The organism is Ruminococcus callidus ATCC 27760 (assembly GCF_000468015.1).
Lineage (GTDB): Bacteria > Bacillota > Clostridia > Oscillospirales > Ruminococcaceae > Ruminococcus_C > Ruminococcus_C callidus.
Window position 1 is genome coordinate 18802 of record NZ_KI260355.1, and the last position, 12949, is coordinate 31750.

The 12949-nt window shown below is 41.3% G+C and carries 13 protein-coding genes; 6 read left to right on the forward strand and 7 right to left on the reverse strand.

Annotated features, from left to right (window positions below; all coding sequences use genetic code 11):
- Nucleotides 1-212: 212 nt before the first annotated feature.
- The 6 genes from RUMCAL_RS04975 to RUMCAL_RS14425 all read right to left on the reverse strand — a co-directional run bounded on the left by RUMCAL_RS04975 (nt 213) and on the right by RUMCAL_RS14425 (nt 5599).
- A complete protein-coding gene (locus tag RUMCAL_RS04975) occupies nt 213-488 on the reverse strand; it encodes a hypothetical protein (protein ID WP_021681507.1) in 276 nt (91 codons plus the stop codon).
- Entirely contained in the window at nt 488-955 is a 468-nt protein-coding gene (locus RUMCAL_RS04980; RefSeq protein WP_021681508.1) for a gamma-glutamylcyclotransferase family protein, read from the reverse strand. The genes RUMCAL_RS04975 and RUMCAL_RS04980 overlap by 1 nt, the downstream gene beginning before the upstream one ends.
- A gap of 11 nt (nt 956-966) precedes the next feature.
- Nucleotides 967-2076 carry an amidoligase family protein gene (locus RUMCAL_RS04985; protein ID WP_021681509.1) on the reverse strand — a complete coding sequence of 370 codons (1110 nt, stop codon included), beginning with the start codon at nt 2074-2076 and terminating at the stop codon, nt 967-969.
- A 43-nt stretch (nt 2077-2119) separates the two neighbouring features.
- Nucleotides 2120-3358, reverse strand: coding sequence for a recombinase family protein (locus RUMCAL_RS04990; protein WP_021681510.1), 1239 nt, complete (start codon nt 3356-3358; stop codon nt 2120-2122).
- A 179-nt stretch (nt 3359-3537) separates the two neighbouring features.
- Complete coding sequence (locus RUMCAL_RS14420; RefSeq protein WP_021681511.1) at nt 3538-4899, reverse strand: tyrosine-type recombinase/integrase; 1362 nt, start codon at nt 4897-4899, stop codon at nt 3538-3540.
- Nucleotides 4900-5011: 112 nt separating this feature from the next.
- Nucleotides 5012-5599 carry a helix-turn-helix domain-containing protein gene (locus tag RUMCAL_RS14425; protein ID WP_021681512.1) on the reverse strand — a complete coding sequence of 196 codons (588 nt, stop codon included), beginning with the start codon at nt 5597-5599 and terminating at the stop codon, nt 5012-5014.
- A 140-nt stretch (nt 5600-5739) separates the two neighbouring features.
- On the opposite strand from RUMCAL_RS14425, the gene RUMCAL_RS05005 reads away from it, so the two are divergent.
- From RUMCAL_RS05005 to RUMCAL_RS14430, 4 genes are all read left to right on the forward strand, one after another.
- Nucleotides 5740-5961, forward strand: a complete 222-nt coding sequence (locus tag RUMCAL_RS05005; RefSeq protein WP_040647089.1) for a hypothetical protein — start codon at nt 5740-5742, stop codon at nt 5959-5961.
- 33 nt (nt 5962-5994) lie between these two features.
- Nucleotides 5995-8259: a phage/plasmid primase, P4 family gene (locus RUMCAL_RS05010; protein WP_084194346.1), complete on the forward strand. Its 2265-nt coding sequence runs from the start codon at nt 5995-5997 to the stop codon at nt 8257-8259.
- A gap of 359 nt (nt 8260-8618) precedes the next feature.
- Entirely contained in the window at nt 8619-8924 is a 306-nt protein-coding gene (locus tag RUMCAL_RS05015; RefSeq protein ID WP_021681515.1) for a hypothetical protein, read from the forward strand.
- A gap of 62 nt (nt 8925-8986) precedes the next feature.
- On the forward strand, nt 8987-9877 hold the full coding sequence (locus RUMCAL_RS14430) for a phage major capsid protein (RefSeq protein WP_021681516.1): 891 nt from the start codon (nt 8987-8989) through the stop codon (nt 9875-9877).
- 17 nt (nt 9878-9894) lie between these two features.
- Here the strand turns inward: RUMCAL_RS14430 and RUMCAL_RS05025 are convergent, their stop codons facing one another.
- The gene (locus RUMCAL_RS05025) at nt 9895-10515 is read right to left on the reverse strand and encodes a hypothetical protein (protein ID WP_021681517.1); all 621 of its coding nucleotides are present in this window, start codon (nt 10513-10515) and stop codon (nt 9895-9897) included.
- Nucleotides 10516-10741: 226 nt separating this feature from the next.
- Between RUMCAL_RS05025 and RUMCAL_RS05030 the strand changes: the two genes are divergently transcribed.
- Nucleotides 10742-11761, forward strand: coding sequence for a helix-turn-helix transcriptional regulator (locus RUMCAL_RS05030; RefSeq protein WP_021681518.1), 1020 nt, complete (start codon nt 10742-10744; stop codon nt 11759-11761).
- A gap of 472 nt (nt 11762-12233) precedes the next feature.
- Entirely contained in the window at nt 12234-12743 is a 510-nt protein-coding gene (locus RUMCAL_RS05035; protein ID WP_040647091.1) for a hypothetical protein, read from the forward strand.
- Nucleotides 12744-12949: the final 206 nt, after the last annotated feature.

Here is a 12949-nt window from a genome sequence, read left to right on the forward strand (position 1 = left end):
TTTTAAAAAATTCTATCAATTATGTATTAATGCACAAAATCGAAATCAAGTATTTGGTTGTTTTGAAAACAATTAGCTGTAAATAAAATTATAGCATAAAATGTCAAAATTGGTATGAATCAGACTTTTTATATACTCAATGTACCATAAAAAATCAGAAAAATCAACCATTTTGCACTAAATGGTCATTTTTTTACGTTAAATGGTCAATTTCAACTATTTTCTAATATATATTCATCGATTAACCTCAAATATTCCTTTTCCTCCGACTCAATGACATCCATCGCAAACTGTTCTGCATCGCAAACAGAATTTTTCAGTATCTCAAATCCTACCGCAGCAGTAAACACATCCACGGTCACTTCTTCCGATTGGTTGGAGAAAATTTCAATCTGAAATCCGTTGCAATCACTGATACTCCCGTCTTTTCTCTCCCTCTGAATATTTTTCAAGGGCGTAATTTTTACATAAAATCCATGATACAGCATCAAAATATCTCCATTCCGAATTTAGATTCAAACTCCATATTTTCCGCTAGAACCGCTTCTTCAAACGCAGTTTCCAGATATCTTGTGTCCAGTCCGTTTTCCTTGTAGCCTTGCTTTATTATGCCGTAGTACTGCTCTGTGGGAGCTTCAAGCGGCGTATCTCCGTTCATGATGTAAACCATCGCTTCAACAGTTTCTCCGTTAAGTTCAAGAGAAATATTCTCCTTGCGATAATACTTCGGCTCGCCTTCGTAACGATCTAAAAATTTTTCATCCTGCGAATCAAGCTCCCATAAAAGCACAGGAACTTCACTTTCCTCATTCGGTTCAATCGTGGCATGATGCCTGAACTGCAACTCATAGCCCTTTAGCATGGCTGTTCCTGCAACTGTTGAATGCGGGCACCTATATGCCATTTGTTCCAAATTGATGTTGCTGCCGTAAGCTGCATATAATTTTTTCGCCATAAAAAGCTCCTTTACATTGATATGGAAAAGTCCATACTTTCCTCAAATTCTTCTTGCTCGTAATCTTCCTCAAAATCGTCCACAGCGGCTTGCTCCACTTCATCGGGTAAACTCTCACATTGCTCCAGAACTTCGCTTACAGGATGCTCATGAGCTGCGATACGCTCTTCTTTCAGCCGTTCTCGCTGAGCAATTGCATCTTCGGGATGCCGCCATGAAATACATCCGTCCAGATGCGAAATCAGGTGCTTGCGGCAATTGCGGAATTCCTCACCGTTCAGTCCAAGATTAATCAGCCAAACCCTTGCACTGTACCTCAGATTATCGCTCTCTGAAATGTGCGGCGAACAGAATTTTTTCGTCAGCGCAGCATTGGAAATGGCAAGCGCAAGAGTCACATAAGATCTAATAACTCCGGCGTGCAATGAACTATTGCAGGCTCTCATCTTCCAATGCCCATTAGCAAAAAAACTATGTAAATTACAAGCTTTATAGCGAGTGGAACTGTAATGATGATGCACCTCATCCATATCGCCTCTATACCACAATTTCTGGATTGCTTCGATAGTTTTAGGTTTCTCTTTGTTCAGCATTTCCAGAAAATCTCTGTCCACCTTCTGGCAGTAAGTTTCTCTCATAGGCGATACCTGAAGCATATCAAACAAGAAGTTTTCCTTGCTGGCAAAAATGTTCACCAAGTTTCGCAAACTCTGCGCCGTATAAGGTGCACCGTCTACATGAATGTGAATACCGCAATTGTACTGTGCTCCGGTCACACCGTCAGCGCTTCTGACCGCCCGGACAATTTCCTGCAACAGTGGAATATCGCTATATTCCAGCACCGGTGTGACGATTTCCACGGCATACTCTCTTGACGCATTACCGCCGTTTTTGTCCACACGCCGAATGCTGGAATCATAAACAACTGCCCATTTTCTGTCCTTGCTATCACAAATATGATACTTATCGTAACTGCCGCCAAAGTGCTCCGGCACGCTGTCAAATACTCTGCCGATTGCCCTTGCGGCTGCGTTTCTCGTCAATCCGGTACACTCAATTTCCACGCCAAATTTTTGCGTTTTAATCCCGTCAAAATTTCCTGACAAATTCTCATCTCCCATGAAAAAACGACCTGCAATGCAAGCCGTTTTTCTTGATATTTCGTTATTTTTCCATCTGTGCTTTTACTTCCACGCCGCCCTTGAAAACGATCAGTAATTTCTCTTTCGACAGCACTTTCACGCAATCAATCAGCTTGCGGACAATCACATTGTCAAACACTTCAACCTGAAAGTTTTCATGTGCCAGCATTTCCATGGCAGAATCGATTTTATTCTGCGTATCCGTTGAAATCTCTGCATTCTTTCGGAGTTCCGAAAGCTTTTCATTTATCTCTTGTTCCTCTGCATGAATTTTTTCAAACTCGCAGTCCAGCTTATTCTCATCACATCCGCCGCCAGTAATCAGCGATATCAAGTCGTTTCGGGCTTTATCTAAATCCTTCAGCCGCTGTTCCAGATTCAAAATTTCCTGTTGGTTTTTGCACTCTAGAACCGAGCCGATATTTGCTTTCAAAATTTTAGCAATCTCATCTCCACAGCCGAGATATTCGTTCACTGCTTTCAGAATCGCTCTATGCAACTTGTCCTCATGAATGGTCGGCGATTCGGAACAATACTTTTTCCCATGATCCAGACGGCTGATACATCGCCAGACAATCTGCTTTTTACCGCCAGCCGTCCATGTACACCGACGATATGGCGTGCCGCAATTGCCACATATCAAAAGTTCGGAAAGCGCGTATTTACTGGAATATTTTCCTTGCTCGGTAGTCGTTTTATCGCTGATTTTACGCTTACTGGAACGCCTTGCAAGTTCTTGTTGAACACGGTTGAACGTGTCCCTATCAATGATTGGCGCATGATGTTTTGTCACCAGATACATGGGACGTTCACCGTTATTTTTCACAACCTTTTTGGTAATGCAGTCAGCAGTAAATGTTTTTTGCAGAAGCACATCGCCCACATATTTTTCATTTTTCAGAATGCTTTTGATGTTGGATTCGCTCCAGATCTGATTGCCCATGGCAGTCAGTTTCCCTTTAGATTCAAGAGCATTCTTTATCCTTGTGAAGCTCAATCCGTCCAGAAATAATTCGTATATCAAATGGACTGTTTCCGCTTCATCAGGAACAATTTCCGGCTTGCCATCTGCACCTTTCTGATATCCCAGAAGCTTGGAATATTGAAACGCCACCTTGCCTTCTGCATAAGCTTTTTGCTTGCCCCAGCTGACATTCTTACTGATGGACTCACTCTCCGCCTGAGCAAATGAGCCGTACAGAGCAATCATAAATTCACTTGTCATGGTCATTGTGTTGATGTTTTCCTTTTCAAACACCACCCCATCGCTATCATAACGTATTGTATCGTTGAAAAGTGCCGAGTTTACGCCAAATTCGTATGTCCAAAAATGTGTATCGCTGCATATCGTATCCCCTCATTTTGTGGGTTCAAACACCAAATAAACGCCATGCTGAACGGATTTCTGTGTCCGAATCAGCATGGCGTTTGTTCATATATTCAATTGACTGTTCCAAGTGCCTGACTAATGGCATCGGAAGCTTTCGCTCTTGTTTCTGCAAAAATATGAGCGTAGATATTTTCCGTTGTGCGAGTATCACAATGTCCTAAATGTTCCGAAATCACCTTAACCGGAACTCCCATATTGATAAGGAGTGAAGCGTTTGCATGACGAAGGTCATGAATATGAATATTAGGAAAATCATGTTTTTTCAGCAGTTCTTTAAATGTTGTATTTACATAAGTGGAATTCATGTACTCTCCGTACTCGCCTGTGAAAACCGTACCCCTGTCAATCCATCGATTTCCGATATCCTGCTTTCTATGCTCCTGCCATTCCATCTGCTCTGCCAGTGTTTCCATAACCTGTGGCGGTAGTGAAATTACTCTTGCACTGCTTTTCGTTTTCGGAGTACCAAGCTTGTACTGCCCTTTGCTACGATAAAGACTATATTTGACTGTCAGCGTGGAATTTTCAAAATCCACATCTGCCCAGTGCAGTCCTGTGATTTCACCTACTCGCATTCCTGTGAACAGCAGCACTCTGATAAGCCTTGTAAGCTGTGGATTACTGAATTCATTGATGATAGTCAGAAGTTCTTTGCATTGTTCTGCATTCAGATACGCTCGTTCCTTTGTATCTGTGTCCTTTGGTGTGGTGGCATTCATAACTGGATTTTTCAGCAACAATTCTTTCTTGACAGCCGTTGAAAAAATCGGAGAAAGTGCAGTGCGTACCCTTGCAATTGTGCCGTCCTCCAAACCGCCACTACTTTCCGCAAGTGTGAATGTCTGTTTCAGCGTCTTGCCACAAGCCTTTGAAACTTTTTCTGCTGTAGAACGCATCACAGCCTTACCATTCGCCATATCCCGCAGCGTATTCATATTTACTCCAGATTTTCGGGAAAGCGGTCTGCGATAGCCGTGAGCAAGCAAAGAAGTATCCTTTAAAATGTACATTTCACGCTTACTGCCGTGGCGATGCAGTTCATTGAACAGTGCGTCAATTCTTGCTGTGTTGATGTCTTTCAGCTTCATGTTTCCGATGTATGGCAGCACATAAGTTTCGAGAATATAACGGCTGGATTCCAGTGTATATTCTTTCAGCTTATGAGGTGCAATCTGATCGTAGTACCAGTCAAATAACTCATGAAAGCGAATATTTTCATCAAGATTCGTCATGCCCCTGCATCGCTGCTCAAATTCATAGGCATATGCTCTCGCCAGTTTTTCTGCCTTACCCTCAGTTACTCCGTCAGGCGGTGTAAATGTGGTGGTCTTGCGTATCTGTTTCCCCGCCATATCATAGCCCCTTGACACCATGATACGAAAAGATTTTCCTCGTTTCTTAATACTTGGCATTTTGTAGCCTCCTTTCAGATGTTGCCTTACTCTATATTCGCTCTGAATCGGCTGAAAGTCAAGTAATATTGTGGATTATCCGGTAGAAATATCACTGAGAAATTTGTGCAGATTATTCTTCGGAAACAGTACTGTCCTCAATTTGTAAGCCACGCTTCTGCAACTGTTTCAGAATAAATTCTTCCACAAACTTCTGCAAATCCCAGATGAAATATCCTTCTATATTAAAATTGCCCACTTTACTTTTATCGAATTTCCCATTTAACACATTTCTGACCTGTGTGGATTTGAACTCCAGTTCCTCCAAAAATGCGTAGAAATCCTTGTCACTAAGCAGTGAATCCAAAAGTTTGATCAGTGGTGCGGTACTTTCAAAGCCCTCTGTATTTTTTGCATATTTCATGAGCGTGATTGCACTCTCTGATAAGCCCAATTCCTCATGCAGAGCCTTATTTTCCGAGCTGATACCTGTGAGCAGATAGTCAACAGATACATGAAAATACTCTGCAATTCGGATCAGGTTCTCCGGTGTCGGCTGTGTTGTTCCATTTTTATACAGACTGATGGTTTGCTGACGGATGCCGACATATTCGCCTAAAGCCTTGAGTGTGGTTTTCTCGCCTGTTTTTGGATGGCATTCGAGCAATTCTCTCAATATCGTTGGGAACGTTCCCTCATATCCGGTTACTTGTTCAGCCATATGATTTTCTCCTTTGATTTTCGATTTACTTGAACTTCTCTAAATTGATTTCGCTTTCATTGACATTCTGTTTTGCTTGTGATATAATTATTATATCAGATGAAACGAAACTTGTCAAGATGAAACGGAGGAATTTTACAATGAAAGAAATGCAGAAACAACCGACAATGATGACTATCCGTGAAATTGCCGGAACAGGGCTGATGTCTGAACACGCTCTCCGAATAATGCTGAAAGCAGGAAAATTACCGGCAATTTTCATTGGTAAAAAAGCACTTATCAATTATGATAAGCTGTGTGAGGAATTGCAGGCATTAGAGGCGAATGTGGCAAAGCAGGAAGAGAACGATTTTTGGAATTAATCATATTGTTCAAGATGAAAGGAGGGGTGTATTTTGCTCAAGTTGAAACAAATGAAGATCTGGCTTTGCTGGAATTATATTGAAGTTAAGGGAAAGAAAACAAAAAAACCTGTTGCAGCCGGAGGCGGTGCGACAGGTACAAACAGCGAGTATCAAAAAACATGGGTAACATATGATGAAGCCATATTGGCAAAGCAACACATGAAAGCTGATGGCATTGGCTTTGTGATTCCGGAGGGGTATTTCTTCCTTGATGTCGACCATCAGGAACTGACAAATCCATTCGTACAGATGATGCTGAAACGCTTCAGTTCCTATGCAGAGATTTCTCCGAGCGGAAATGGATTACATATCTATGGTATTGCTGATATGACAAGGCTGCCTATGGCACAAGATAAAGACGGCAAACAGAAACTTGACAGACAATTCTATATGAAAAATCCGAACAATGGGATTGAATTGTATTTCGGTGGTCTGACAAACCGCTTTGCAACATTTACAGGCAATGTTGTGCATGATGTCCCACTTTGTGATTGCACCGAAGCTGTACTGACAACACTTGATAAAGATATGCGAAGAAGTCAACCGAGAAATTACAGTGCCAAGCGTGATGGTGACAGGGAAACTTTTGATATCATCTGCAACCTCCGTAAACAGAAGAATGGTGCAAAGTTTATCAAGCTATTTGATAAAGGAGATTTCAGCGATTACGGCAGTCAGTCAGAAGCTGACCTTGCTCTCTGCACGATGCTTGCTTTTCGTGCAGGAAATCATCCTGAAATGATTGATACGCTATTCCGTCAGTCTGCTCTGTATCGTCAGAAATGGGACAGAGCTGATTATCGTGAAATGACGATACAAAGAGCAATAGAAGCTTGTGGAGAACAATTTCATAAGAGTGTCATGCCACATCCTGATTGGATATCCTATAGCGAAAAGGGGATTCCTCGTATCTCTGCGACAAAGCTTGCAAAGGCAGTAAAAACAAGAGTGAAATATATTCTCGTCCGTGACAATGGCAAAGAAGGTGTGCGTGTATATGTCTATGAGCAAGGCGTTTATGTGTATTACGCTCCCGATATGTTCAAAGCCGTGATAAAAAATATCATTGCAAAATACGATGAAGATGTTGTCAGTATGGGGGCAGTACATGAAACATACGCAATTCTGACAACAGACCTCGACTATATATCTGAATCCGCATTGAATGCCCGTGAGGACATCATCAATTTTCAGAATGGGTTGCTTGTTGTGACTGCCACAGATGTTCATTTGATTCCATATACCCCCGATGTTCTAACAACCATTCAGATTCCCTGCAACTATACAGAGGAGTTGATCCCCACACCGAATTTCGACCGCTATCTTCATACGCTGACAAACGGCGATCGTGATGTACAGCAGCTTTTACTGGAATTTATGGGCGTGGTTCTCTCCAATATCAAGGGTTACAGAATGAAGAAATCTCTGTTCCTTGTTGGTGCAGGTGATACAGGTAAATCCGTTCTGAAATCTTTAACGGAGCGTCTGATTGGCAAAGGGAACTTTATCGGTATTGACCTCAAAGAAATCGAAGCCCGTTTTGGTACGGGTGCGATTTATGGAACAAGACTTGCAGGCAGTTCCGATATGAGTTTTCTCTCTGTAGATGAACTGAAAACATTCAAGAAAATAACTGGCGGTGACAGTCTGTTTGCAGAATTCAAGGGGCAGCAGGCATTTGAATTTACCTATGATGGTTTGCTATGGTTCTGTATGAATCGTCTGCCGAAGTTCGGCGGTGATGATGGTAAATGGGTATATGACAGAATTATGGTGGTGGAATGCAAAAATGTAATACCTCCTGAAAAACAGGACAAGCAACTCCTGGATAAACTGTATGCAGAGCGTGAGGGAATTGTCCGCAAAGCAGTTCTGGCAATTCAAAACGTTATTCGTAATGGTTACCGTTTTTTCGAGCCAAAGTCTGTAACCGTTGCAAGGGAGCAGTATATGAGTGATAATAATACAGTCGTCAGTTTCTGGAATGAGTGCATGGTGCAGAGAAACAAGATTTCTGATAAAGCCACAGTTGGTAAAATTTATGATGTCTACAAGGCGTGGTGTCAGGATAACAACAGTGGCTATGCCAAATCAGCAAAGGAGTTCAGAAACATCATTTCCGAGTATTTAAATACGTCTTATTCAAATCTGACTGTCCGTTCCAAGGCAGGAATCATATACCGAAACTATACACTTTCTGTAGATACCAAACAGCAGTATTGCAGAATCTATGGGTTTGATGAAATTCTGTGGTGAAAGCCTACACCAACTACACCCAACTTACACCATAACTACACCTTGTAAAATCTCGTATTTTAGCCACAATTCTGCTCTTTGGTGTAATTGGTGTAGGTTCTGGCAACTTCTTAGATTCTGAAAAAAACTTTGAACCTTGTATCTGACATAGGTACAAAGTACAAGGTTTATTTTAGGAAAAGAGATTTCAGGAAAAACTACACCAACTACACCAAAAACACTGAAACCACGCAGAATAGCAGAAAAGTGTGGTGTAGGTTTGATGTAGGTAAGGTGTAATTAGTGCAGGTATGAAAGGGTGTGGTTAAAATGAGCAGTTTATCATCCGAATATCCACCAAAGAGAAAAGGAGGTGCAGTATGTTATTAAAACCGTCCGATTTATCTAATGCTGCCTATGACTGTCACATTATCATGGAAACATTGAAAGGAGAACCTGTACTGATATTAAAGAAAAAGACCGATTCTCCGATGAATTGGTGCGTTATACAGAGGTTCTCAACCTGTTTCTTTGCTACCAGAAAAGAAGCGATAGACTTCTGCGAAAAGCATGGTTGCAGCATTCCTAAGCCACCCCGAGGGGGCATAAAAATCGCTAAAAACGATTCATCTGCTGACCGTCTGGCAGCAGTACAAACAAAAACACATATTCAAACATGGTATTAACCCTGTTATGAACCGAAATTGTCTAAAAGTAAACTGAAAATAACAAAAGGAGAAATCACGCTATGTTACTGATAAAAGATTATTACAGAGTTGCATTTGAAAATCGCCTGAGAACCAATCAACTCGGTGATGTTGACGATTACAATCTCAAACTTGCAAAGCTGAAAAACAACAGCTATCCATTACCGTATAGTTTCAAGGGAGATTATACAGAACATCTTGCTCATGAAAATTTGTTCCGCCGTTTCGGAACAGTGATTCACACGGAAATTGAAGAAGGAACTGTGGTATGTATGGATGTTATGCCGGAACCTGAAATCATTGATGAGAACCAGTCTTATCCCTCTCCGCATGAAATGCGTTATCCATGTCTCCGCTGCCGTTCACACAAACTGGCAATGTTAGGAAAGATTCCATGCAGCTTCGTTGATGATACACGTTTTGACCTTGCAGGCTATGTTTACAGGGAAATCGGTCACTGTTTCGGTAGAGCGGAAGAAAATATATGCCTGAATGGTATCGGGCAGACTAAACCAAAGGGATTGCTCCATTCTGCTGAAATTGGTGTTACAGCAAGTACACTCACAGCAGATGCAGTTATTGAATTGTTCTTCAGTCTGGACAAGCAGTATCGCAAAAATGCGGTATGGGTGATGAATGACGAAACTGCTATGACACTTCGTATGCTGAAAGACAGTGCCGGAAATTTTCTCTGGAGAAGCACGGACGATACGATTTTCAGCCATACTGTTGTCATCAGCAACTACATTAACGACAGCACAATTGTCTTCGGAGACCTTTCTTATTATTGGCTTATTGAGCGTCAACCCCTTGCTGTACGCCCTCTAAACGAGCTTTACGCACAGGAAAGCTGTCTTGGTTTAGCTGCTTCGGAACGCATTGACGGCAAGCTGGTGCGTTCAGAGGCAGTCAAGCTGTTTAAACTGAATTAAAAGCGTTTTTTATTCTATTAGTCTATATGTCTAAACGCAGAATTACCCGTAAGATTTCGCAAAAGAATCTTACGGGTAATTTTATATTCAGTACCGATCATACCAAGCCGTAGTAAAAAACAGCGAAAGGTGTATTTTTCATTGTCGGTTCCCTTAACTGTTCCCACTCTTTTCTGTCTGTTTGTCATTTCACACAGCTTGGTGACAAGTTCTGTATAGGCTCTGATTTCATCAGAATCCTGCGTATAAGGAAACCATGGAAAGCTGATTTTCTCCACACTGGTTTTGACTGTAAGCGTATCTGTTCCGATTGCTTTTTTCAGCAGACTTGCTTTGCCTGCAATGATTTTCTCAAGCATTGTCAGTTTCTCGTCCGAAAGTGTATTTCTCGGAACAGAGATTGTAAAACGATCTGTGTCTGTTTCTCCGCTCTCCCAACCACGCTCTTTCAGATGATTGAGAAGTGTCATAGCATCAATATTATCGGAAATCGTCAGCGTTCCGTCACGTTCCAGAATGCAGTCGCCAATCTGATAGTTACAGGTTGGGACTCCCAGATAACGTGGAATTGTTCCAAGGATTTCTCCGATATGGTCGGCAAGTTCCCTGCGTGTTCTGTTTTGCAGATTGATTTTCATTTGAATTGTACCTCCTTGAATTTGGTAGGTACATTATAAATCAGGTTTGGGATAATAGCAATGGTGTGTAGGAGAGTTATAAATTTATTATCAAAGCAATACACAAGATGCATATTTTATTAAAATTAATATATAAGATAAACGATATATAGGGTTTCACTTGCAAATTTTATCAATTTGATGTATAATACAGACATAGAACCAACGAATTTGAGGTGAATTGCTTATGATCGATATGCAGCCGAAGAAGATGATTATACTTGACATCTTGCATATTTTAAAGAAACATTCTGATAAAGATCACAGGTTATCCCAGCACGATTTACAAGAATTATTGGAATCGGAATATGGAATGAAAGTAGACCGCAAAACTATCAGCCGCAATATTATCAAACTTGTGCAATGCAAATATCCAATCGAATATGGCAGCAACAGCGATGAATCAATATTGACAAATATATATTACGATCACAAGTTCCTAAACGGCGAACTTCGTCTGCTGATAGATAGTGTCCTGCTGACGGACGGTCTGTCGAAAAAAGATCGTATCAGTTTGATCCGCCGTATTGAGGGACTGTCGAGCAAGTATTTTCATTCTGAAATATCCAAGATCGATATGGATATATACGGCAGGATTGAAAACAGGGAAATCATACTGACACTTGAAGAAATCGGCAGTGCCATTGCTGAGGGAACACAGGTCACATTTCATTATTCCGACTGTGGTATTGATGGTGAATCGAATATCAGGCGTGACAGTAATGGGAAAGAAAAGCAGTATACCGTCAATCCCTATCAGATCATATCAAAAAACGGACATTCTTATTTAATCTGCAACCTGCCGGAATACCATGATCTGACACATTTTCGTATTGATCGTATCAAGGACTGCCGTAAAACAGATGTGCTTTCCAGATCACTTCGTATGCTGAAAGGCTTTGAAACAGGTATCAGACTATCGGAGTATATCAAATCACATCCCAATCTTTGGAGTGGAGTTCCCACACATATTACGTTCCAGTGTAAGCAATATATGATGAACGATGTTGCAGACAGCTTCGGCACTGAACTCAATATAGAAGAGTTGCCTGATGATATGATGAAAGTACACGTTTATGCAAGCGAATCTGCTATGCTTCACTGGGCGGTGCAGTTTGCTGATGCTGTTGAGGTCTTATCGCCTGCAAGTTTACGCAAACAGATTGCTGAAACACTGCGAAACGCTCTTGAAAAATATGAAACATAAGTATCCCTTTTTTGGTACATCGACCGTGATATAATAGAATTACAAACGGAAGGGAACGTTCAGCTGATACCGTCCGTTGGTCGTGTTGCACATTTACGACATCATTCTTTTGTGCAAAAGGGAGAATTTTCGGATTTTCACCCGAATCTTCGGAATTGAGATTTTTGTGTGCTATAATGGAAACATAAAGAGAAAGAGTGAGGAGGTATGCTTATGTATCAGTACACTTGCGATTCAAAATATTGTGCCACCTGTTCCTGCTGGTCTGGCGAACGGAAAATCTGCGATCATTTTGGCTCAAGACTTGAGGTCAGCAGTCCAATGACAACAGGCAAGTGCATGAATCAGAAGTCAGGTGCGTGGCAGCAAACAAGACAGGCAAACGGCGGATGCTCTGCACATGAGAAGTGGGGAGCGTTGAGGTAAAAACATTTTCAGTCAAATTATGCTATCTATTAAGGAGAAAATGCTTATGTTAGTAACATCCGCACAGGCAGCAAAATTGCTGCGTCAGTTCAACGATGAACTGAGAGCATTACAGCTCAAAGAGGCAAACTCCTGCAGCTTTGTAGCCGCAATTCAGGAGGATGTCGAATCTGTACGTCCTGAGTACAATTTCAAGGAAATGCGTGATGCTCAGGCAGAGGTTGAGTGTAAGATCCGCAAAGTAAAACACGCAATAAACGTGTTCAACACAACAACGATTATTCCGGATTTTAATATTACGATCGACGAGATGCTTGTATATCTTCCTCAGCTTAATGCGAAATGTACGACCCTCTCTAAAATGAGAGATGCAATGCCGAAAGTGCGTGTCAGCTCAGGTTATTCCGGCGGTGGCAATATCATCGACTATAAATATGCTAATTACGACATCGAAGAAGTCAGCAAGTATTATGCCGAACTTTCCGATACGCTTGCAAAGGCTCAGACAGTGCTTGATCTGGTTAACAGCACTGTCGAATTCGAGATAAATATCTAAGACTTATTCCGTTTACAGTTCTCACGCTTCCTTATGAATATGACTTTGTTCGTGTTCAAGGTTATCGTTGTCCGTTATTATCTTTCTTTATTGGTTTAGGTCAGGGTTCAATGTTTCTGAATTACAATGATAAAAATAATTTGGCTGTGAAAACTGTAATAAAAACTTTATGTCGGCGGAAGTTCGGTTTCAGGCTGGCATTGAAT

Excerpts from the sequence above, each read along its gene's own strand:
- RUMCAL_RS05015 (WP_021681515.1), top strand. The coding sequence starts at position 8,619 with ATGTTATTAAAACCGTCCGATTTATCTAATGCTGCCTATGACTGTCAC.
- RUMCAL_RS05035 (WP_040647091.1), top strand. The coding sequence starts at position 12,234 with ATGTTAGTAACATCCGCACAGGCAGCAAAATTGCTGCGTCAGTTCAAC.
- RUMCAL_RS05025 (WP_021681517.1), bottom strand. The coding sequence starts at position 10,515 with ATGAAAATCAATCTGCAAAACAGAACACGCAGGGAACTTGCCGACCAT.
- RUMCAL_RS04985 (WP_021681509.1), bottom strand. The coding sequence starts at position 2,076 with ATGGGAGATGAGAATTTGTCAGGAAATTTTGACGGGATTAAAACGCAA.
- RUMCAL_RS14420 (WP_021681511.1), bottom strand. The coding sequence starts at position 4,899 with ATGCCAAGTATTAAGAAACGAGGAAAATCTTTTCGTATCATGGTGTCA.
- RUMCAL_RS04980 (WP_021681508.1), bottom strand. The coding sequence starts at position 955 with ATGGCGAAAAAATTATATGCAGCTTACGGCAGCAACATCAATTTGGAA.
- RUMCAL_RS05030 (WP_021681518.1), top strand. The coding sequence starts at position 10,742 with ATGATCGATATGCAGCCGAAGAAGATGATTATACTTGACATCTTGCAT.
- RUMCAL_RS14430 (WP_021681516.1), top strand. The coding sequence starts at position 8,987 with ATGTTACTGATAAAAGATTATTACAGAGTTGCATTTGAAAATCGCCTG.
- RUMCAL_RS05005 (WP_040647089.1), top strand. The coding sequence starts at position 5,740 with ATGAAAGAAATGCAGAAACAACCGACAATGATGACTATCCGTGAAATT.
- RUMCAL_RS14425 (WP_021681512.1), bottom strand. The coding sequence starts at position 5,599 with ATGGCTGAACAAGTAACCGGATATGAGGGAACGTTCCCAACGATATTG.
- RUMCAL_RS04975 (WP_021681507.1), bottom strand. The coding sequence starts at position 488 with ATGCTGTATCATGGATTTTATGTAAAAATTACGCCCTTGAAAAATATT.